Below are 22,060 nucleotides of genomic sequence, written 5' to 3' on the forward strand. Positions count from 1 at the left end.
GAAGCTGTATCAAGAAGGGAGCGTAGTCTACCGGATTCCCCCTTTCATCTCAAACTCTGCTCGCCGGTCGGCGGCGACCACACCAGTAGGCCATCGACGCTGGACAATGGCAGGTTGGCCACGGCCACCAGTTGGTCGTCGACGAACAGCAGAGGCAGACGATCGCGCACGAACCCCGGCAGGCGGCTTTCGTTGAGCAGGCGTTTGAGGTCTCGCTGCCCGCGAGCGGGCAAGCGCAGGCCTTCGCCGCCCTGGCGGTAGCGAATCTGCGCCTGACCGGGCGGCGGACTGCCCTGCCATCGCACCTCACCGTTACCCGGCAGTTGCAAGGCCTGCTCAAGACGCGGCCATGTTTGAACCGCAGGCTGAGCCTGCGACCATTGGCCACTGACCCACCAGATCCGTCCGTGGGCCCTGTGCAGCTCGCCGTCGGTCAGTCGCCAGACGGGCGTGGCTGCGGCATCGGCGTCGCGCAAGGATGTCCACCCGACCCAGTGCTGGGTGTCGGGCAGGCGCGTCAGGCGTGCCAGCCAGAACTGCAGGGCATTGCGCTGACGGCTGTCGGACAGCGCTTGCAGCGGCGCCAGGGCCAGGCTCGGTACGGCCAGCCAGGAATGCTCGACCGATGCGCGCGCAGGCTCCAGGTCCGCTTCGGCCAGCTCCTCCAGCAACTGCGCCGCTTCGCCCAGATGGGCCGCCGCCCTGGCAATGCTGCCGGCCGCCTGGGGCCAGCGCGCCGTGATCACGGGCAGCACGTCGCGGCGCAGGTAATTGCGCGAAAAACGGGTATCGGTGTTGGAGGGGTCGTCGATCCAGTCCAGGCCCTCGGCACGAGCGTACGCGACCAGTTCGCTGCGAGGCTCATCGAGCAGCGGCCTGGCCAAGATCCCCTGCCCTTGCGGTCGCTGCTGTGGCATCGCCGCAAGTCCCCGCACGCCCGCGCCGCGCAGCAGACGAAACAGCAGGGTTTCGGCCTGATCATCCTGGTGCTGGGCGGCGAACAGGACATCGCCACTCCCGAGTATCCCATCGAAGGCTCGATAGCGTGCCTGACGCGCGGCTTGTTCCAGGCTGGGGCCGTTCTCGACCTGCACCCGGATAATGCGCAACGGCACACCGAGCTGGTCGCACAGGGATTGGCAGTGTGCAGGCCAGGTATCGGCGACCGATTGCAGACCGTGATGGATATGAAGAGCAGTCAGCGGCGGACGCTTTGGCAGACCGGCCAACAGGTGCAGCAGGACGGTGGAGTCGAGGCCACCGGAGAAGGCGACGTACCAGGCAGGGGCTGAGAGGTAGGGTTGCAACCGGGCCTGTAATCGTTGCATCAAGACTGAGGATTCACGCATAAGGTGCGGCCCTCACTGGGCAAGGCGAGGTATGAGCGGTGCTCCCTTCGCGGGCAGAGGGCTCAGCCGCCCGCCCCGCTCCCACACGGATCGGGGCTGGGCCTTGAATCGGCTGTGCGCCCTTCGCGGGCAGAGCCCGCTCCCACAGTGGACGGAGTGAACCCATACCTGTGGGAGCGGGGCGGGCGGCTGAGCCCTCGGCCCGCGAAGGGCGCGCCGCGGTCTCGAACCTTACAATCCGTAGCTCATCAATCGGTCATACCGACGGCTGAGCAGCGTCTCGGTGTCGAAACCCTTGAGCATGTCCAGCTGGCTGGTCAGCTCGGCGCGGATCAGGGCCGAGGCGGCGACCGGATCGCGATGGGCGCCACCCAGTGGCTCATCGATCACCTTGTCGACAATGCCCAAGTGGTTCAAGCGCTCGGCCGTGATGCCCATGGCTTCGGCGGCATCCGGCGCCTTTTCGGCGGTTTTCCACAGAATCGACGCGCAACCTTCCGGCGAAATCACCGCATAGGTCGAATACTGCAACATGTTCAGTTGATCGCAGACACCGATGGCCAATGCACCACCCGAACCGCCTTCACCGATGACCGTGGCGATGATCGGCGTTTTCAGGCGTGCCATCACGCGCAGGTTCCAGGCGATCGCTTCGCTCTGGTTGCGCTCTTCGGCATCGATGCCCGGGTACGCGCCCGGCGTGTCGATGAAGGTGAGGATCGGCATCTTGAAGCGCTCGGCCATTTCCATCAGGCGGCACGCCTTGCGGTAGCCTTCCGGACGCGGCATGCCGAAGTTGCGACGGACCTTCTCGCGCACTTCGCGGCCTTTCTGGTGGCCGATGATCATCACCGGCTGCTCGTCGAGACGAGCGACACCGCCGACGATGGCGGCGTCGTCGGAGAAGTGACGGTCGCCGTGCAGCTCATCGAATTCGGTAAAGATGTGCTGAATGTAGTCCAGGGTGTACGGGCGGCGCGGGTGACGCGCCAGCCGGGCAATCTGCCAGCTGGTCAGGTTGCCGAAGATGCTTTCGGTCAGCGTGCTGCTCTTGTCTTGCAGGCGAGAGATCTCGTCGCCGATGTTCAACGAATTGTCGTTGCCTACCAGGCGCAGCTCTTCGATCTTGGCTTGCAGGTCAGCGATCGGCTGTTCGAAATCAAGAAAATTCGGGTTCATAGGCATCCGTCTTGGGTCGACGGCCAAGCGGCCGGCCGGTTGATCCGTTTGGCGCCATACCTTAAAGGAAACGGCGCGTTCAGGTCGAGTTTATTAATTGTGGTCGAGCCCGGCCCGCAGGGGCCAACTCAACGGTCAAGTTCAACGATATTGCAGAAAGACGTTCTCGCGACCGAACTGGTCACGCAACGCTTGAATCAAGCTGTCGGCCGGGTCGATCCGCCAGCCTTCGCCGAACTGCAGCGTCGCCTTGGCGTCGTTGCTCGTGTATTCCATGGTGATCGGGCAGGCGCCGCGGTGCTGACGGCACAATTCGCCCAGCCAGCCGAGCCGATCGCCACCCAGCCCGTCGGCGTGCACCTTCAGGCGCAAGCTTTCGGCCAGGTTGGTGCGCGCATCTTCCATGCTCATCACGCGCTTGACGCGCAGCCGCAGGCCACCGGAGAAATCATCGTTGCTGACCTCCCCTTCCACCACCACCATGGCGTCGGTCTGCAGCAGCGATTGCGCGGACATGAAGGCATCGGCGAACAGTGAGGCCTCGATGCGCGCCGAGCGGTCGTCGAGGGTGATGAAGCCCATCTTGTCGCCCTTCTTGTTCTTCATTACCCGCAACGCGATGACCATGCCAGCCACGGTCTGGGTTTCGCGCGAAGGCTTGAGGTCGATGATGCGCTGCCGAGCGAAGCGGCGGATCTCGCCTTCGTATTCGTCGATCGGGTGCCCGGTGAGGTATAGCCCCAGAGTTTCCTTCTCGCCGCGCAGCCGCTCCTTGAGGGTCAGCTCCTTGGCCTTGCGATGGTCGGCATAGACATCGGCGTCCGCTTCGACGAACACACCGCCAAACAGATCGTCGTGGCCGCTGTCGTGGGTGCGAGCGGTCTGCTCCGCCGCCTTGATCGCGCCCTCCATGGCCGCCAGCAGTACCGCGCGATTGCGGTCGATGTTGGCTTGATAGGCTTTGGGCTCATCGTGGAAATACGGACCCAGGCGGTCGATCGCACCGCTGCGGATCAGACCGTCGAGTGTGCGTTTGTTGATGCGCTTGAGATCGACGCGCTCGCAGAAGTCGAACAGGTCCTTGAACGGGCCGGCCTGACGGGCTTCGATGATTGCCTCAACCGGCCCTTCGCCCACGCCTTTGATCGCGCCCAGCCCATAGACGATGCGGCCATCGTCGTTGACCGTGAACTTGAACTCGGAATTGTTCACGTCCGGCGCGTCCAGGCGCAGCTTCATGGTGCGCACTTCCTCGATCAAGGTCACAACCTTGTCGGTGTTGTGCATGTCCGCCGAGAGCACCGCAGCCATGAACGGCGCCGGGTAGTGAGCCTTGAGCCAGGCGGTCTGGTAGGACACCAGGCCATAGGCGGCGGAGTGGGACTTGTTGAAACCGTAACCGGCGAATTTTTCTACCAGGTCGAAGATGTTGCCCGCCAGGTCCGGGTCGATGTTGTTGGTGGCGCACCCTTCGATGAAGCCGCCACGCTGCTTGGCCATCTCTTCGGGTTTTTTCTTGCCCATGGCGCGACGCAACATGTCGGCGCCGCCGAGGGTGTAGCCTGCCATCACCTGGGCGATCTGCATCACCTGTTCCTGATACAGGATGATACCGTAGGTGGGCGCCAGCACCGGTTTCAGACCTTCGTACTGGTAGTCCGAATGCGGGTAGGCCAGCTCGGCGCGACCGTGCTTGCGGTTGATGAAGTCGTCCACCATGCCCGATTGCAGCGGGCCTGGCCGGAACAACGCCACCAGTGCAATGAGGTCTTCCAGGCAGTCGGGCTTGAGCTTCTTGATCAGCTCCTTCATGCCGCGAGATTCGAGCTGGAAGACGGCAGTGGTCTCGGCCTTCTGCAGCAACTGGTAGGTCGGCTTGTCGTCGAGCGGAATGAAGGCGATGTCCAGCGGCGCCTCGTTGACCTTGGCCCGGTCGCGGTTGATGGTCTTCAGCGCCCAGTCGATGATGGTCAGGGTACGCAGGCCGAGAAAGTCGAACTTGACCAGGCCTGCCGCTTCCACGTCATCCTTGTCGAACTGGGTCACCAGGCCGTCACCGGCCTCGTCGCAGTAGATCGGCGCGAAGTCGGTCAGCTTGGTCGGCGCGATCACCACACCCCCGGCGTGCTTGCCGACGTTACGCACCACGCCTTCGAGCTTGCGCGCCATTTCCCAGATTTCTGCCGCCTCTTCATCGACCTTGATGAAGTCGCGCAGGATTTCTTCCTGCTCGTAGGCCTTTTCCAGGGTCATGCCGACTTCGAAGGGAATCATCTTGGACAGGCGATCAGCCAGGCCGTAGGACTTGCCCTGTACCCGCGCCACGTCGCGCACCACCGCCTTGGCCGCCATGGAGCCGAAAGTGATGATCTGGCTGACCGCGTTGCGGCCGTACTTGTCGGCCACGTAGTCGATGACCCGGTCGCGACCGTCCATGCAGAAGTCGACGTCGAAGTCGGGCATGGACACCCGCTCGGGGTTGAGGAAGCGTTCGAACAGCAGGTCGTATTCCAGTGGATCGAGGTCGGTGATCTTCTGTACGTAAGCCACCAGGGACCCTGCGCCCGACCCCCGGCCTGGGCCCACCGGCACGCCGTTGTTCTTGGCCCACTGGATGAAGTCCATCACGATCAGGAAGTAACCGGGAAAGCCCATCTGGATGATGATGTCGAGCTCGAAATTCAGCCGGTCGACATACACCTGCCGACGCGCTTCGTAGTTCTCGGTGGTGTCCTTGGGCAGCAGCACAGCCAGGCGCTCTTCCAGGCCGTCGAACGAGACCTTGCGGAAATATTCATCGATGGTCATGCCATCGGGAATCGGGTAATCGGGCAGGAAGTGCTTGCCCAGCTTGACGTCGATGTTGCACCGCTTGGCGATCTCGACGGTGTTTTCCAGCGCCTCGGGCAGGTCGCTGAACAGCTCGGCCATCTCCTCGGCGCTTTTGAGGTACTGCTGGTCGCTGTAGTTCTTGTTGCGGCGCGGGTCATCCAGCGCCCGGCCTTCACCAATGCACACGCGCGTCTCGTGGGCCTCGAAGTCTTCCTGCTTGATGAAGCGCACATCGTTAGTGGCGACCAGGGGCGCGCCCAGGCGGTCGGCCAGAGCGACGGCGGCGTGCAGGTACTCTTCGTCGTTGGTGCGGTTGGTCCGCTGCACCTCGACATAGAAGCGCTCGGGGAACACCGCCATCCACTCGCGCAGCAGGTTGTCGGCATCGCCCGGGTAGCCGCCCAACAGGGCCATGCCGATCTCGCCCTCCTTGGCCGCCGACAGGCAGATCACGCCTTCGCTGGCTTCGGCCACCCATTGCCGCTCGACGATCACCTGGCCATTGCGCTGGCCGTCGATGAAGCCGCGGGAAATCAGCTCGGTGATGTTGCGATAGCCGACCGCGTTCATCGCCAGCAGGCTGATGCGGCTCAGGGGCCCGTCGGGGTCGCGATTGGCCAGCCACAGGTCGGCGCCGCAGATCGGCTTGATGCCGGCGCCCATGGCCGCCTTGTAGAACTTCACCAGCGAACACATGTTGTTCTGGTCGGTCACCGCCACCGCAGGCATGTTCATGCCGGCCAGCGCCTTGACCAGCGGCTTGATCCGCACCAGGCCGTCGACCAGCGAGTATTCGGTGTGCAGGCGAAGATGAACGAAGGAAACCGACATGTTGATCCTATGGTGACGGGTAGAACGACAAGGCCCGGATTGTACCGGGCCCTGATCAAAACATCAGCCTGCTAGACCCAGGCGGGGGTTTGATCGATGCTTTCGCGAGCCTGCCACGCCGCGCGGACCGGTGCGAACGATCGCCGATGAATGGGCGTCGGCCCCAGCCGCGCCAAGGCTTCCAGATGCACCGGCGTGGGGTAGCCCTTGTGACCACCCATGCCGTAACCCGGGTAGATCAATTCGAAAGCGGACATTTCCCGGTCGCGACTGACCTTGGCCAGGATCGAAGCAGCGGCGATGGCGGGGACCTTCGCGTCGCCCTGGATCACCGGGGCGCTTGGTACATCCAGCTGCGGGCAGCGATTGCCATCGATCAGCGCCAGTCTTGGCGTGATGCTCAGGCCTTGGACCGCCCGCTGCATGGCGAGCATGGTCGCGTGCAGAATGTTCAGGCGGTCGATCTCTTCGACCTCGGCACGGGCGATACACCAGGCCAGCGCTTTCTCGCAGATTTCGTCGTAGAGCAATTCGCGACGTGCTTCGGTGAGTTTCTTCGAATCGTTGAGGCCCAAGATTGGCCGACGCGGATCGAGGATCACCGCCGCCGTCACCACCGCGCCACACAACGGGCCACGGCCGACTTCGTCGACGCCGGCGACCAGCTCTTCGACCAGATCGAAATCCAGGCCCATTTGCAGTTGCCTGCTTGTCTGTAGGGGCTTAGCCATCGTTCCTGCCTATCAGTTGCAGCACGGCGTCGGCCGCCTGGTTGGACGCGTCGCGGCGCAGCGTGCGGTGAATCGCGTCGAAACCGCTGGTCTGCTCCTCGCCACCGGCCAGCAGCGGCAGCAAGCGCTCGACCAGCGCTTGGGGCGTAGCGTCATCCTGCAGCAGCTCGGGCACCAGCATGCGCTGGGCCAGGAGGTTGGGCAACGACACGTAGGGGCTCTTGACCATGCGTTTAAGAATCCAGTACGTCAGGGGCGCCAGTCGATACGCAACCACCATCGGGCGCTTGTACAGCAGGGCTTCCAAAGTGGCCGTACCGGAAGCGATCAACACCGCGTCACAGGCAGCCAGCGCCGTGTGCGAGTCGCCGTCGAGCAAGGTCACCGGCAGCGTGCGCCCCGCAAGCATCTGCTCCAGTTGCGCCCGCCGCTGGGGGTTGGCACAGGGAATCACGAAGCGTGCATCCGGTTTCGACTGCAGCAGTAACTGGGCACTGTCGAGGAACAGCTCGCCCAGACGGCCGACCTCCCCACCGCGACTGCCGGGCATCAAGGCCACCAGCGGGAACTCGCCGACCAGGCCCAGCTGGGTGCGGGCCTCACTGCGGTCCGCCTGCAGCGCAATGGTATCGGCCAACGGGTGCCCGACGAAACGCACCGGCACGCCCTGCTCCTCGTAGAAGCGAGCCTCGAAGGGCAGCAACGTGAGCATCAGGTCGCAGCCCTGGCGAATCTTCAATACGCGCTTCTGCCGCCAGGCCCAGACCGAGGGGCTCACGTAATGCACGGTCTTGATCCCGGCCTGGCGCAGCTTGAGTTCGATGTTCAGGGTGAAGTCGGGTGCGTCGATGCCGATGAACACGTCCGGCTTGCAGGCAATCAGCTCGGCAATCAGCTGCTTGCGCCGTGCCAGCAGTTCGCGCAGACGACCCAGCACTTCGACCAGGCCCATCACTGCCAGGCGCTCCATGGGGAAGCGACTGACCAGCCCTTCGGCTTCCATCAGCGGGCCGCCGACGCCGATGAACTGGACATGCGGATGGCGCGCCTTGAGCGCACGCATCAGCCCGGAACCCAGGATATCGCCACTGGCTTCGCCTGCCACCAGTGCCACGGTCAGCGGTGCGGGGTGAGACATCAGCGGGTGATGCCGCGAGTCGAGGACTGGATCGACTTGAGGAACACGTCGACTTCAGGGTGCAGCCGCGCAGGTTCTTCCAGATCGAGTAAGGCCTGCTCGACGGTCAGACCACGGCGGTAGACCGTCTTGTAGGCTCGGCGCAGCGCGTGGATCGCTTCGTCGCTGAAACCGCGGCGGCGCATGCCTTCGAAATTCATGCTGCGGGCTTCGGCCGGGTTGCCAAACACCGTGACATAGGCCGGCACATCCTTGCCGATGGCGGTACCCATGCCCGAAAAGCTGTGGGCGCCAATGTGGCAGTACTGGTGAACCAAGGTGAAGCCGGAGAGGATCGCCCAGTCGTGAACATGCACATGGCCGGCCAAAGCGGTGTTGTTGACCAGAATGCAGTGGTTGCCGATCACGCTGTCGTGCCCGATATGGGCGTAGGCCATGATCAGGTTATGGTCGCCCAAGGTGGTTTCGGCGCGGTCCTGCACGGTGCCACGGTGGATGGTCACACCTTCGCGGATCACGTTGTGGTCACCGATGACCAGGCGGGTTTCCTCGCCTTTGTACTTGAGGTCCGGCGTGTCTTCCCCGATCGAGGAAAACTGGTAGATGCGATTGTGCCTGCCGATGCGGGTCGGCCCCTTGAGAATGACGTGAGGACCGATCACGGTACCTTCACCAATTTCCACGCCCGCACCAACGATCGACCAAGGGCCGACTTCGACACCATCTGCCAATATGGCGGACGGATCGATGATGGCGCGAGGGTCAATCAAACTCATAGCTTGCGTTCCGCACAGATGATCTCGGCCGAGCAGACCGGCTTGCCATCGACCGAAGCCTTGCAGTCGAACTTCCAGATCTGGCGCTTGCAGCTGATGAACTTGGCTTCCAGGATCAGCTGATCACCCGGCAGCACCGGCTGGCGGAAACGCAGCTTGTCCGAACCCACGAAGTAGTAGAGCGTACCGTCGGCCGGTTTCACGTCGAGCATCTTGAAACCAAGGATGCCGGCAGCCTGGGCCATGGCCTCGATGATCAGCACGCCCGGCATGATCGGGTGCGCGGGAAAGTGACCATTGAAGAACGGCTCGTTGATGCTGACATTCTTGTAGGCGCGAATGCTCTGGCTTTCGACGTCCAGCTCCACGACCCGATCCACCAACAGGAAGGGATAGCGGTGCGGCAGGTATTCGCGAATCTCGTTGATGTCCATCATTTCGGGGGGAAGCCTGTAGTAAAGATAGGGAGCGCGCGGCTGACGCGCGACACTCCTATTGCAAATCAAGGGGCAGTCTAGCGGCTGGGCACACTTGATATGGAAAAGGTATCAGCCATCAGATGACGCTTTACCGCCTTGGGTCACTGCCTCGACATGCTTTTCCACCTGCTTGAGGCGCCGAGCCATGTCATCCAGATGCCGCAATCGCGCAGCGCTCTTGCGCCACTCGGCTGCCGGCTGCATCGCCGTACCCGAGGAATAGGCACCCGGCTCGGTGATCGAATGGGTCACCATGGTCATGCCAGTGATGAACACGCCATCGCAGATCTCGATGTGCCCGACCAGGCCTACACCGCCTGCGAGCATGCAATTCTTGCCGATCTTGCTGCTTCCCGAAATGCCGACGCAGGCCGCCATGGCGGTGTTGTCGCCAATCTGCACGTTGTGGGCAATCTGGATCTGGTTATCGAGCTTCACGCCATTGCCGATCACGGTATCGGCCAGTGCACCACGGTCGATGGCGGTGTTTACACCGATCTCGCAGTCGTCGCCGATGCTGACGCCGCCGATCTGGGCGATCTTCTGCCAGACGCCTTTCTCGTTGGCAAAGCCGAAGCCCTCGCCACCCAGCACGGCACCGGATTGGATGACTACTCGCTTACCGATGCGCACGTCGTGATAGAGCGTGACCCGGGGCGCCAACCAGCCGCCCTCGCCGATCTCGCAGCGTGCACCGATGAAACAATGCGCACCGATGGTGACACCGGCTGCGATCCGAGCGCCGCTTTCGACCACGGCAAAGGCTCCGACACTGGCGGCCGCATCGACCTGGGCATCGGGAGCGATGACCGCAGTAGGATGCACACCAGTGCTGGCGCGGGGCTTGGGATCGAACAGGTGGGAGATGCGCGCATAGGCCAGATATGGGTCGGGAACGATCAGCGCGTCGCCCTTGAACCCTTCTGCATCAGCGGCCTTGAGCAGTACGGCCCCGGCATGGCTGTCGGGCAGAAACTTGCGGTACTGCGGATTGGCCAGAAAGCTCAGCTGAGCTGGGCCGGCCTCCTGCAAGGTGGCCAGCCCAGTGATGATCTTCTCCGGGTCGCCACTGACCGTGGCGCCCAGGAACTCGGCCAGCTGACCGAGCTTCATGGTCGCTGTCATATCAGCGCGACTGATTCATGCGCTCGATGACCTGGCGAGTGATGTCGAACTGAGGTTTGACATCAATCACCGCACCGCGCTCCAGCACCAGGTCGAAGGCACCTTTCTTGATGACTTCTTCGACGGCGCCGTCAAGCTTGGGCTTGAGCTGCTTGAGCATTTCGCGGTCGGCAACGGCCTTGGCTTCGTTCAGTTCCTTGGACTGGAACTGGAAGTCGCGGGCCTTCTGCTTGAATTCGAGTTCCAGGCGTTCACGCTCGGGCTGAGCCATCTTGTCGCCACCGGCGACCAGTCGGTCCTGAATGCTCTTGGCGCTGCTTTCCAGAGTCTTGAGCTTGCTCAACTGCGGACCGAATTTCTTCTCGGCATCGACGGCATACTTCTTGGCCGCGTCAGACTCGAGCAGTGCCATCTGATAGTTCAGAACGGCAATTTTCATGTCGGCGAAAGCCGGAGTAGCACCCAGCGAGGCGGCGAGGGTCGCGGCCAGAACAACCATTTGAGTCAACTTGCGCACAATAAACTCCTACAAAATCCGTTGTTGTTGCCAAGGAGCAGACCTTAGAAGGTCTGACCCAGAGAGAATTGGAAGACTTGGGTTTCGGCGTTGTCAGGTTTCTTGACCGGCATTGCCAGGCTGAAGCTCAACGGTCCCAGGGCGGTGATCCAGGTCACACCCAGACCGGCGGAGACGGCCATGTTGGCGATGTCGATGTCGTTGCAGCGGACTTTTTCACCGGCTTCCGTCGTTGTGTCAGTGCAATTGGTATCGAACACGTTACCCACGTCAACGAATAGAGAGGTGCGCAACGAACGTTGATCTTTGACGAATGGCAGTGGGAACAGGACCTCCGCACCGCCTGTAATCTGTACGTTACCACCGAACGCCAGCGGATCCTGATCTGGATCCCTCAAGGTGCCATTACGAATTCCTTTGCTTGGCGTACTGCGCGGGCCAAGCGTACTGTCCTTGAAGCCACGTACCGAGTTGAAACCACCTGCGTAGTAGTTCTCGTAGAACGGCAGACCGTCGGTGGAACCGTAACCATCGCCATAGCCCAGCTCGGTGTGGAAGCGCATGGTGTAGTTTTCGGTGACCGGCACGAACGCCTGGTTGCGATAGTCGATCTTGAAGAACGACAGGTCGCTACCCGGAATGGTGATTTCACCAGTCAGGCTTTGCGAAGCACCGCGGGTCGGCAGTACACCCTTGTTCAGCGTTGACGAAGACCAGCCGGCCGAAGCCTTGAAGTTGGTGAAGTTCTCACCTTCCTTCTCGATGAAGTCGAAAATCTCTTCAACGGTGTATTTACCGGTCTTGATCTTGTCGTTCTGCACGCTCAGGCCGAAGGTCAGGCGCGAGGTTTCACTGATCGGGTAGCCGAAGTTCATGCCGGCGCCCAGGCTGTCCACCGCGTAGCTGGCTACGTCGACGTCGAGGTCATCGTAGTCGGTTGAGCGATAGAAGGCGTTGTAGCCCAGACTGACGCCGTCCGGCGTGTAGTAGGGGTCAGTGTAGCTGAAGTTGTAGCGGCTCTGGTACTCGCTGCGGGTCAAGCCGATCGACACGCGATTACCCGTACCCAGGAAGTTGTTCTGGCTGATCGAACCACCCAGGATCAGACCGGCGCTCTGGGCGAAACCGACGCTGGCGGTGATGGAACCCGAGGCCTGCTCTTCCACGGCATAGTTGACGTCGACCTGGTCATCGGTACCCGGCACGGCCGGGGTCTCGACGTTCACTTCCTTGAAGAAGCCAAGGCGCTCGAGGCGGGTCTTGGATTGGTCGATCAGGTAGGTTGACGCCCAGCCGCCTTCCATCTGGCGCATTTCACGGCGCAGCACTTCGTCTTCCGACTTGGTGTTGCCACGGAAGTTGATGCGGTTGACGTAGGCACGCTTGCCCGGATCGACCACGAAAGTGATGTCCACGGTGTGGTCTTCGTCGTGCGGCTGAGGCACGCCGTTGACGTTGGCGAAGGTGTAGCCGTCGTTACCCAGGCGGCGGGTGATCAACTCGGAAGTCGAGGTCATGACCTTGCGCGAGAACACCTGGCCCTTCTTCACCAGCATCAGTTGCTGGACCTGATCTTCAGGCACTTTCAGGTCACCGCTGAGCTTGACGTCGCGAACGGTGTACTTTTCACCTTCGTTGACGTTGACGGTGATGTAGACGTGCTTCTTGTCCGGGGTGATCGACACCTGGGTAGAGGCGATGTCCATGTTGATGTAGCCGCGGTCCAGGTAGTAGGAGCGCAGACGCTCCAGGTCACCGGACAGCTTTTCGCGTGCGTACTTGTCGTCGTTGCGGAAGAACGACAGCCAGTTGGACGTCTTGAGTTCGAACAGGTCGGTCAGGTCTTCCTCGGGGAACACCGAGTTGCCCACCACGTTGATGTGCTGGATGGCCGCGACCGTGCCTTCGTTGATGTTGATCTTCAGGGCCACGCGGTTGCGCGGCTGGGTGATCACTTCGGTGTCGACCGACGCCGAGTAGCGACCCTGGGCGACGTACTGGCGCTGCAACTCGTTACGCACGCCTTCGAGGGTCGCACGCTGGAAGATCTCGCCTTCGGCCAGGCCGGACTGCTTGAGGCCCTTCATCAGGTCTTCGGTGGAGATGGCCTTGTTGCCTTCGATGTCGATACTGGCCACCGAAGGTCGTTCGACCACGGTGATCACCAGGACATTACCGTCCCGGCCCAGTTGGATATCCTGGAAGAACCCGGTTTTAAAGAGTGCACGGGTCGATTCCACCAGGCGACCGTCGTCGGCCTGGTCACCTACGTTCAACGGCAACGCGCCAAACACGCTGCCGGCGGAAACCCGCTGCAGACCGTTGACACGAATATCGGAGATGGTGAAGGACGCGGCGTGAACTTCAGCGATCATCAGTACGGCAAGAACCGCAGTTAGCAGCAGACGTTTCATGAAGTCCTTTCTTATTCCAACTGGCAATAAACAAACTGCCGCAAAAGCGGCAGGTTCGCGAACGAGCGAAGCGTTACAGTCGACCCAGATCGTTTATCAGGGCAAGCAGCATGACCCCGACCACCAGACTGATGCCGATCTGGATTCCCCAACCCTGTACCCGATCGGACACTGGGCGACCACGCACCCATTCGATCAGGTAGAACAGCAGATGCCCCCCATCCAGTACTGGAATAGGCAGCAAATTGAGAACTCCGAGGCTTATGCTCAGGTAGGCGAGGAAATTCAGGAAATCCCCAAAACCCGACTGGGCCGAAGCGCCCGCCACTTTAGCAATGGTTATCGGTCCACTCAAGTTTTTTACCGACAGCTCGCCGAACAGCATTTTCTTCAGCGAATCAAGGGTAAGCACGCTCATGGTCCAGGTACGCCTGGCGCCTTCGACCACGGCATCGAGCGGCCCGTAGCTGACTTCGCGCAGCATCTGTGGTGGCCATTCGACCGGTTTCACCCCGGCGCCCAGGTACCCCGCCGCTTTGCCCTCGCCCTTGGAAACCAGATTGACCGGCACGTCGAGCTGGGCATTGTCACGCTCCACACGCAGTACGATTCGACTGTCCGGGCGCTGGCGCACCAGATCCACGACCTGCTGCCAATCGCCCAGCGGCTGCCCGTCCAGTGCCAACAGACGGTCCCCGGTGCGCAGCCCGGCGGACTGGGCCGGACCGTTCGGATCGAGTTCGGCCAGGATCGGTTCCAGCGCTGGGCGCCACGGACGAATGCCCAGCGAGCGAATCGGATCAGGCTCTTCGGAACCCTGCAGCCACTGGCTCAGGGCCAGCGAACGGGTGGTTTCGGCATCGGAACCCGGCTCGCGCACGGTCAGTTGCAAGGATCCGGTTTCACCCAGTCGACGGACCATCTGCAGGTTCACCGCTGCCCAACCTGCAGTGCTCTCGCCATCTACCGCAACAATTTCTTCGCCCGCCATCAGACCGGCGGTTGCTGCAATGCTGCCCGGCTCCACTGATCCGACCACCGGCTTGAGTTGCTGGGTACCCAGCATCGCCAGCAGCCAGAAGAACACCAGAGCCAGAAGAAAGTTGGCCACCGGTCCCGCAGCGACGATGGCGATGCGCTGACGCACGCTCTTGCGGTTGAAGGACTGGTCCGCCTGATCGACCGGCACCTCGCCCTCACGCTCGTCGAGCATCTTGACGTAGCCGCCCAAGGGAATGGCCGCAACGACGAACTCGGTGCCTTGACGGTCGTGCCAGCGCAGCAGCGGCGTGCCGAAGCCTACCGAAAAACGCAGCACCTTGACGCCGCAGCGCCGTGCGACCCAGAAGTGGCCGAACTCGTGAAAGGTAACCAGCACCCCCAAGGCCACCAGGGTGCCGATAATCATGTAGAGCGCACTCATAACTCTCTCCGAACGACGGCCATACGGGTGTCAGTTCCCGTGCTGGTTCAACCATTGTTGGGCCAGATCTCGCGCGCGGGCGTCCGCGGCGAAGACCGTGTCGAGCGTATCCAGCGCAACGACCGGCTCCTGGTTCAAGACGTCTTCGATCATACGCGGGATCTGCGGGTAGCGTATGCGACGCTCGAGGAACGCCGCCACTGCAATTTCGTTCGCCGCGTTGAGCATCGCAGGGGCGCTGTCGCCCGCCTCGGCCGCCTGCCGCGCAAGACGCAGGCAGGGAAACCGCTGCTCGTCCGGCGCCTCGAAATCCAGCCGGGCGATGGCGAACAGATCCAGAGGTGCCACGCCGGAGTCCACACGTTGAGGCCAGGCCATGGCATGGGCGATTGGCGTGCGCATGTCGGGGTTGCCCAACTGCGCCAGCACCGAGCCGTCGACATAATCGACCAGGGAGTGGATCACGCTCTGCGGATGGACCACGACCTCGATCTCGGCCGGACGCGCATCGAACAGCCAGCAGGCCTCGATCAGCTCCAGCCCCTTGTTCATCATGCTCGCCGAATCGACGGAGATCTTGCGCCCCATCGACCAGTTCGGATGGGCGCAGGCCTGCTCTGGGGTGACCTGTTCCAACTGCTCAAGGGGGGTCCGCCGAAACGGACCACCCGATGCGGTCAGCAGAATCCGGCGCACGCCGACTTTGCTCAGGCCGCGCTCGAAGTCACCGGGCATGCACTGGAAAATCGCGTTGTGTTCACTGTCGATCGGCAGCACGACAGCGCCACTGTCGCGTACGGCCTGCATGAACAAGGCGCCTGACATGACCAGCGCTTCCTTGTTGGCCAGCAGCACTTTCTTGCCCGCACGGACGGCGGCCAGCGTGGGGCGCAGGCCAGCGGCTCCGACGATGGCAGCCATGACCGCGTCCACTTCCGGCGCCGCCGCCACCTGGCACAAGCCCTCCTCGCCCACTAGCACTTCAGTGCGAGACCCGGCCTGGAGGAGCGCCTGCTGCAAGTCGCTGGCACGCGCCGCAGTAGGCACCACGGCGAACACCGGACGGTGCGCCAGGCACAACGCCAACAGTTCGTCCATGCGCGAGAAGCCGGTCAGGGCGAAGGCTGCATAGCGGTCCGGATGCCGGGCGATGACGTCGAGCGTACTCAGACCAATGGAGCCGGTCGCGCCCAGTACGGTAATACGCTGCACGCCGCTCACATCACGCCCCAGCCAGCGGCCCACAGCAGTACGGCGAACACCGGTACCGCTGCGGTCAAGCTGTCGATGCGATCGAGCACGCCGCCATGGCCGGGCAGCAGGTTGCTGCTGTCCTTGATGCCGGAACGACGCTTGAACATGCTTTCGGTGAGGTCACCCACGACCGAAATGGCCACCACGATCGCGGCACCGAGCAGGCCCGCGAGCATCTGGCCCACGCCCCAGTCACGCACCAGGCCAATGGCCAAGGTGATCAACAGGCTGGTCACCAGGCCACCGTAGAAACCTTCCCAGCTTTTGCCAGGACTGACCTGAGGTGCCAGCTTGCGCTTGCCCAGAGCCTTGCCGGTGAAGTAGGCGCCGATGTCGGCACCCCAGACCAGCACCATGACAGTCATGATCAGCCAGTTGCCCAGTGGCCAACCCTTGAGCAATACCAGGCCTTGCCAGGCAGGCAGCAGAATCAGCAGACCGATGAGCAGTTTGCAGGCAAGGCTGGCCCAATGCTCGCTGGTGCGCGGATACGTCAGCACCAGAAAAGTGGCCAGACACCACCACAGCAACGCAGCGCCGAGCACGAACGGCGCCAGACCGGGCGTCAGGTAAAGGAAGAACAACAGGCCGGCGACCACCGCCGCGAAGGCGATGCGCGCGGACTGCTTTTCGAAGCCGGCCAGGCGCGCCCACTCCCAGGCACCCAGGGTAACCACTACGCCGATGAACAGGGCGAAGCCTGCTCCTTCGAGCAGGAAAAAACCGCACAGGGCAATCGGCAGCAGGATCAGCGCAGTGATGATGCGTTGTTTAAGCATTAAGCACGGGCTCCGGCTTCGACCTGCTCGCTCGTTTTACCGAACCGGCGCTGGCGCGAAGCGAAATCGGCCAGCGCCGTGCGCATGGCTTCGTGTTTGAAATCCGGCCAGAACAGGTCGGAAAAATACAGCTCGGCATACGCCAGCTGCCATAGCAGGAAGTTGCTGATGCGATGCTCGCCGCCGGTGCGGATGCACAGGTCCGGCAAAGGCAGGTCGCCTGTGGCCAGGCAGGTCTGCAGCAGATCGGGGGTGATGTCTTCCGGTTTCAGGTGACCGGCCTGGACTTCCCGCGCGAGACGCTGGGCCGCCTGAGCGATGTCCCACTGACCGCCGTAGTTGGCGGCGATCTGCAGGACAAAGCGGTCGTTGCCGGCAGTGGCCGCTTCGGCTTCACGCATGGCCGCCTGCAGTTCGGGGTGGAACCGCGAGCGGTCACCGATGATCCGCAGGCTGATGCGGTTGTCGTTCAGCCGACGCGCTTCGCGACGCAACGCGCTGAAGAACAACTCCATCAACGCCCCGACCTCGTCGGCCGGGCGCTGCCAGTTCTCGCTGGAAAAGGCGAACAAGGTCAGTACCTCGACCTTGGCCTCGGCACACACCTCGATGACCGCGCGCACGGCATCCACACCGGCCTTGTGCCCAGCGACACCGGGCAACAAACGTTTCTTGGCCCAGCGATTGTTGCCATCCATGATGATCGCAACATGCCGCGGTACCGTGGAAGGTACAGCCAACTTGGTCTTTTCCATGAGACGGACTAATTCCTTAAACGGCCATCAGGTCCGCTTCTTTCTGCTTCACGGCCGTTTCGATGTCCGCGACGAACTTGTCGGTCAGCTTCTGGATATCATCGGCGGCACGACGTTCTTCGTCTTCGCTGATTTCCTTTTCCTTGACCAGATCCTTGTACTGGCTCAAGGCATCACGACGGATGTTGCGCACGGCCACACGGGCGTCTTCGGCAGCGTCGCGGGCCTGCTTGGTGAAGCCCTTGCGGGTCTCTTCGGTCAGCGCCGGCATCGAGATCAGCAGCAGCTCGCCCAGGTTGGTCGGGTTGAGGTTGAGGCCGGCAGCACCGATGGCCTTGTCGACCGCAGCGAGCATGTTGCGCTCGAACGCGACGACCTGCAGGGTGCGCGAGTCCTTCACGGTGATGCTGGCGACCTGGTTGATCGGGGTATCGGCACCGTAGTAGGGAACCTGGACGCCTTCCAGGATGCTTGGGTGCGCTTTACCGGTACGGATACGACCGAACGCGTGCTGCAGCGACTCCAGGGATTTCTGCATGCGCGCCTGCGCATCCTTCTTGATTTCGTTGATCATACTTCGCCTTCCTCGATCAGAGTTCCTTCGGCGCCGCCCACTACGATGTTCAGCAGAGCGCCAGGCTTGTTCATGTTGAATACCCGCAACGGCATCTTGTGGTCACGGCACAGGCAGATGGCGGTCAGGTCCATCACACCCAGTTTGCGATCCAGTACTTCATCGTACGTCAGGCGGTCGAATTTCTCAGCATGCGGATCCTTGAACGGATCGGCCGTGTAGACACCGTCCACCTTGGTCGCCTTGAGGACCACGTCGGCATCGATCTCGATGGCGCGCAGGCACGCTGCGGAGTCGGTGGTGAAGAACGGGTTGCCGGTACCGGCGGCGAAAATTACCACATCGCCGGAATTGAGGTGACGAATACCCTTGCGACGATCGTAATGGTCGGTCACGCCGACCATCGAGATGGCCGACATGACGATGGCGGCAATGTTGGAGCGCTCCAGCGCGTCGCGCATCGCCAGGGCGTTCATGACCGTGGCCAGCATGCCCATGTGGTCGCCGGTGACACGGTCCATGCCGGCCGCGCTGAGGGCGGCACCGCGGAACAGGTTACCGCCGCCGATGACCAGACCTACCTGCACGCCGATGCCAACCAGCTGCCCCACTTCGAGGGCCATGCGGTCCAGCACTTTCGGGTCGATCCCGAAGTCTTCGGAGCCCATCAGGGCCTCGCCGCTAAGTTTGAGCAAAATGCGTTTATAGCGAGGTTGACGACCACTCACCTGCTGAGCCATTGCGTGTCTCTCCTGCGGCGTTTAATAAATTCTGGACGGGCCGGTTTACGGCGCGCCTAACTCTAGCTTGCGGCACTGCGACAGTACCACCGGACCTGCGCCTTGTAAGCGGGTAAATCCGGGTACCAACTTTGAAAAAGAGGCTGCGCGCGTGAGCGGGCAGCCTCTTTGGGGCAACAGGACGAATCCGTCTTATTGCTTGCTGGCAGCGGCCACTTGTGCGGCAACTTCGTCAGCGAAGTTGTCGACAGGCTTCTCGATGCCTTCGCCTACCTTGAAGTAGGTGAAAGAAACGATTTCAGCACCGGCTTTCTTGGCCAGGTCGCCGACCTTGACTTCAGGGTTCTTGACGAACGCCTGCTCGACCAGGCTGGCTTCGGCGAGGAACTTGCTGATACGACCAGCAACCATCTTCTCGACGATTTCAGCTGGCTTGCCCTTGATCTTGTCTTCGTTCAGGCTCATGAAGACGCCCTTCTCACGCTCGATCGCTTCGGCCGAAACCTGCGATGGCAGCAGGAATTCCGGGTTGCTGGCAGCCACGTGCATGGCGATGTCGCGAGCCAGTTCGGCGTTGCCGCCGTTCAGGGCGACGATGACGCCGATCTTGTTGCCGTGCAGGTAGGCATCGACCACGTCGTCTTCCACACGCACCAGGCGGCGGATGTTGACGTTTTCGCCAACCTTGGCAACCAGGGCTTCACGAGCCGGCTCTTGAGCGGCGATCAGTGGAGCGGCGTCGGTCAGCTTGTCGGCGAAAGCCTTTTCAACGCTGGCGGCGACGAAGTTCTTGAAGTCGTCCTGCAGAGCCAGGAAGTCGGTCTGCGAGTTGACTTCCAGGATGACTGCGGACTTGTTGTCGGCAGCAACCTTGACGGCGATGGCGCCTTCGGCAGCAATGTTGCCGGCTTTCTTGGCGGCCTTGATGGCACCGGAAGCACGCATGTCGTCGATGGCTTTTTCGATGTCGCCGCCGGCCTTGGTCAAGGCCTTTTTGCAATCCATCATGCCTTCGCCGGTACGCTCGCGCAGTTCTTTGACCAACGCTGCAGTAATCTCTGCCATTTCAAATTCCTCTTGGATAGGTGTCTAACCATTCCACCCGTTAACGGGCGCTCAATTCTTGACCTTGCCAGCGGCTCTTTACAGTTCGAGCGATGACGATGCCGGCAATGGTTCTCGAGGTGGCAAAAAGGGGGCCTAGCCCCCTTTTTGCGTACCGAGTAAACGCTGGGCGTCTAGACTCAGCCTTCTACCGCTGCGGCAGGTGCGTCCTGAACGTATTCTTCAGTACCGCCAGCCACATGGTTGCGACCACGGATGACCGCGTCGGCCATCGAACCCATGTACAGCTGGATGGCGCGGATGGCGTCATCGTTGCCTGGGATGATGTAGTCAACGCCTTCAGGGCTGCTGTTGGTGTCGACGACGCCGATGACCGGGATACCCAGCTTGTTAGCTTCGGTGATCGCGATGCGCTCGTGGTCGACGTCGATGACGAACAGTGCGTCAGGCAGGCCGCCCATATCCTTGATACCACCCAGGCTGCGATCCAGTTTTTCCAGATCACGGGTACGCATCAAAGCTTCTTTCTTGGTCAGCTTGGTGAAGGTGCCATCTTCGGCCTGGGTTTCCAGGTCGCGCAGACGCTTGATCGAAGCACGGATGGTCTTGAAGTTGGTCAGCATGCCGCCCAACCAGCGATGGTCGACGTACGGCGAGCCGCAACGTGCTGCTTCCTCGGCCACGATCTTGCCGGCGGAACGCTTGGTACCGACGAACAGGATCTTGTTCTTGCCCTGGGCCAGGCGCTCTACGAAGGTCAGCGCTTCGTTGAACATCGGCAGGGTTTTTTCGAGGTTGATGATGTGGATCTTGTTACGCGCGCCGAAAATGTACTTACCCATTTTCGGATTCCAGTAACGGGTTTGGTGACCGAAGTGCACACCGGCCTTCAGCATATCGCGCATGTTGACTTGGGACATGATAGTTCCTTGATAAGTCGGGTTAAGCCTCCACGTATCCCAATGACCAACCCGTGGCAGAACCACCGGCACCCAGGTCATCGTGTCGACACGTGTGTGGGTTTGGTTGCTCCCGGGGCATCCCCGGAAAGCGGCGCATTTTATACCATAGCCGCCTCGATATAGAAACCTGAAATAGCGTCGATGCACAACGGCTTTTGCGCCGCTGCCGGATTCGCGCGACAATGGCGCCCATCACCTCTTATATAGAGGCGTCGTCAGCGCCGCGCGGCAGTCCGCGGTGGCTCTGGTAGAATCGCCTCGATTTCCAGCCTGCGAATGCGCACAAGCGCTCAGAGAGCCCCGAATGACCGTGACCATCAAGACCCCCGAAGACATCGAGAAGATGCGAATTGCCGGCCGCCTGGCGGCCGAGGTGCTGGAGATGATCGCGCCTCACGTCAAGCCCGGTGTCACCACCGAAGAGCTCGACCGCCTGTGCCACGACTACATAGTCAACGAGCAGCAGGCCATCCCTGCCCCGCTCAACTATAAAGGCTACCCCAAGTCGATCTGCACCTCGATCAACCATGTGGTCTGCCACGGCATCCCCAACGACAAGCCGCTCAAGAACGGCGACGTCCTGAACATCGATGTCACCGTGATCAAGGACGGCTACCACGGCGACACCAGCCGCATGTTCCACGTTGGCACCGTGCCGGTGTGGGCCGAGCGTCTGTCGCAAGTGACCCAGGAATGCCTGTACAAGGCCATCGAACTGGTCAAGCCAGGTTGCCGCCTGGGCGACATTGGTGAAGTCATCCAGAAGCACGCCGAGAAGAACGGTTTTTCCGTGGTCCGCGAATTCTGCGGCCACGGCATCGGCAAGGTGTTCCACGAAGAACCCCAGGTGCTGCACTACGGGCGTGCCGGGACCGGCATGGAGCTCAAAGAAGGCATGACTTTCACCATCGAGCCGATGATCAACCAGGGCAAGGCCGACACCAAGGTGCTGGGCGATGGCTGGACGGCGATCACCAAGGACCGCAAGCTGTCGGCACAGTGGGAGCACACCCTGGTGGTGACGGCTACCGGCTACGAGATCTTCACCTTGCGCAGTGACGACACCATCGCCCGCGTTTCGGCGTGATGCCGCGCAGGCGGGCGAACCGTTCAGGCCACTAATCTCTTCAGGAATAC

The 22,060-nt window shown here is 61.8% G+C and carries 19 protein-coding genes; 1 reads left to right on the forward strand and 18 read right to left on the reverse strand.

The annotated features are described in order from the left end of the window. Nucleotides 1-44: 44 nt before the first annotated feature. The 18 genes from tilS to rpsB all read right to left on the reverse strand — a co-directional run bounded on the left by tilS (nt 45) and on the right by rpsB (nt 20,881). A complete protein-coding gene (gene tilS, locus BLV18_RS15515; protein WP_090359745.1) occupies nt 45-1,349 on the reverse strand; it encodes a tRNA lysidine(34) synthetase TilS in 1,305 nt (434 codons plus the stop codon). Nucleotides 1,350-1,580: 231 nt separating this feature from the next. Then, nucleotides 1,581-2,528, reverse strand: a complete 948-nt coding sequence (locus BLV18_RS15520) for an acetyl-CoA carboxylase carboxyltransferase subunit alpha (protein ID WP_043185110.1) — start codon at nt 2,526-2,528, stop codon at nt 1,581-1,583. A 141-nt stretch (nt 2,529-2,669) separates the two neighbouring features. Further along, nucleotides 2,670-6,191 (reverse strand): DNA polymerase III subunit alpha, encoded by a 3,522-nt coding sequence (gene dnaE / locus BLV18_RS15525; RefSeq protein WP_090359747.1) that lies wholly within the window; start codon nt 6,189-6,191, stop codon nt 2,670-2,672. 71 nt (nt 6,192-6,262) lie between these two features. Then, nucleotides 6,263-6,892 carry a ribonuclease HII gene (gene rnhB, locus BLV18_RS15530; protein ID WP_167375986.1) on the reverse strand — a complete coding sequence of 210 codons (630 nt, stop codon included), beginning with the start codon at nt 6,890-6,892 and terminating at the stop codon, nt 6,263-6,265. A 22-nt stretch (nt 6,893-6,914) separates the two neighbouring features. Next, nucleotides 6,915-8,060 (reverse strand): lipid-A-disaccharide synthase, encoded by a 1,146-nt coding sequence (gene lpxB / locus BLV18_RS15535; protein WP_090359753.1) that lies wholly within the window; start codon nt 8,058-8,060, stop codon nt 6,915-6,917. Further along, nucleotides 8,060-8,836: an acyl-ACP--UDP-N-acetylglucosamine O-acyltransferase gene (gene lpxA / locus BLV18_RS15540; protein WP_049862280.1), complete on the reverse strand. Its 777-nt coding sequence runs from the start codon at nt 8,834-8,836 to the stop codon at nt 8,060-8,062. The genes lpxB and lpxA overlap by 1 nt, the downstream gene beginning before the upstream one ends. Beyond that, entirely contained in the window at nt 8,833-9,273 is a 441-nt protein-coding gene (fabZ, locus tag BLV18_RS15545) for a 3-hydroxyacyl-ACP dehydratase FabZ (RefSeq protein ID WP_043185101.1), read from the reverse strand. Before fabZ ends, lpxA begins: the two co-directional genes overlap by 4 nt. 111 nt (nt 9,274-9,384) lie before the next feature. Then, nucleotides 9,385-10,440 carry a UDP-3-O-(3-hydroxymyristoyl)glucosamine N-acyltransferase gene (lpxD, locus tag BLV18_RS15550; RefSeq protein ID WP_090359755.1) on the reverse strand — a complete coding sequence of 352 codons (1,056 nt, stop codon included), beginning with the start codon at nt 10,438-10,440 and terminating at the stop codon, nt 9,385-9,387. Nucleotide 10,441: 1 nt separating this feature from the next. Then, nucleotides 10,442-10,957, reverse strand: coding sequence for an OmpH/Skp family outer membrane protein (locus BLV18_RS15555; protein ID WP_049862282.1), 516 nt, complete (start codon nt 10,955-10,957; stop codon nt 10,442-10,444). Nucleotides 10,958-11,001: 44 nt separating this feature from the next. Then, nucleotides 11,002-13,371, reverse strand: a complete 2,370-nt coding sequence (gene bamA / locus BLV18_RS15560; RefSeq protein WP_090359759.1) for an outer membrane protein assembly factor BamA — start codon at nt 13,369-13,371, stop codon at nt 11,002-11,004. A gap of 73 nt (nt 13,372-13,444) precedes the next feature. Beyond that, the gene (rseP, locus tag BLV18_RS15565; RefSeq protein WP_090359762.1) at nt 13,445-14,794 is read right to left on the reverse strand and encodes a sigma E protease regulator RseP; all 1,350 of its coding nucleotides are present in this window, start codon (nt 14,792-14,794) and stop codon (nt 13,445-13,447) included. 30 nt (nt 14,795-14,824) lie between these two features. Further along, entirely contained in the window at nt 14,825-16,015 is a 1,191-nt protein-coding gene (ispC, locus tag BLV18_RS15570; RefSeq protein WP_090362332.1) for a 1-deoxy-D-xylulose-5-phosphate reductoisomerase, read from the reverse strand. Beyond that, complete coding sequence (locus tag BLV18_RS15575) at nt 16,012-16,827, reverse strand: phosphatidate cytidylyltransferase (protein ID WP_090359764.1); 816 nt, start codon at nt 16,825-16,827, stop codon at nt 16,012-16,014. Before BLV18_RS15575 ends, ispC begins: the two co-directional genes overlap by 4 nt. Further along, on the reverse strand, nt 16,827-17,582 hold the full coding sequence (gene uppS / locus BLV18_RS15580; RefSeq protein ID WP_043185089.1) for a polyprenyl diphosphate synthase: 756 nt from the start codon (nt 17,580-17,582) through the stop codon (nt 16,827-16,829). Before uppS ends, BLV18_RS15575 begins: the two co-directional genes overlap by 1 nt. A 16-nt stretch (nt 17,583-17,598) precedes the next feature. Continuing rightward, nucleotides 17,599-18,156, reverse strand: coding sequence for a ribosome recycling factor (gene frr / locus BLV18_RS15585; RefSeq protein WP_049862286.1), 558 nt, complete (start codon nt 18,154-18,156; stop codon nt 17,599-17,601). Then, nucleotides 18,153-18,896, reverse strand: coding sequence for a UMP kinase (gene pyrH / locus BLV18_RS15590; protein ID WP_049862287.1), 744 nt, complete (start codon nt 18,894-18,896; stop codon nt 18,153-18,155). The genes frr and pyrH overlap by 4 nt, the downstream gene beginning before the upstream one ends. A 192-nt stretch (nt 18,897-19,088) precedes the next feature. After that, a complete protein-coding gene (gene tsf / locus BLV18_RS15595; protein WP_090359767.1) occupies nt 19,089-19,961 on the reverse strand; it encodes a translation elongation factor Ts in 873 nt (290 codons plus the stop codon). Nucleotides 19,962-20,140: 179 nt separating this feature from the next. Next, complete coding sequence (gene rpsB / locus BLV18_RS15600; protein ID WP_049862289.1) at nt 20,141-20,881, reverse strand: 30S ribosomal protein S2; 741 nt, start codon at nt 20,879-20,881, stop codon at nt 20,141-20,143. A 346-nt stretch (nt 20,882-21,227) separates the two neighbouring features. Between rpsB and map the strand changes: the two genes are divergently transcribed. After that, nucleotides 21,228-22,010: a type I methionyl aminopeptidase gene (gene map / locus BLV18_RS15605; protein ID WP_049862290.1), complete on the forward strand. Its 783-nt coding sequence runs from the start codon at nt 21,228-21,230 to the stop codon at nt 22,008-22,010. The last annotated feature ends 50 nt before the right edge of the window (nt 22,011-22,060 follow it).

This window comes from Pseudomonas coleopterorum (assembly GCF_900105555.1).
GTDB lineage: Bacteria > Pseudomonadota > Gammaproteobacteria > Pseudomonadales > Pseudomonadaceae > Aquipseudomonas > Aquipseudomonas coleopterorum.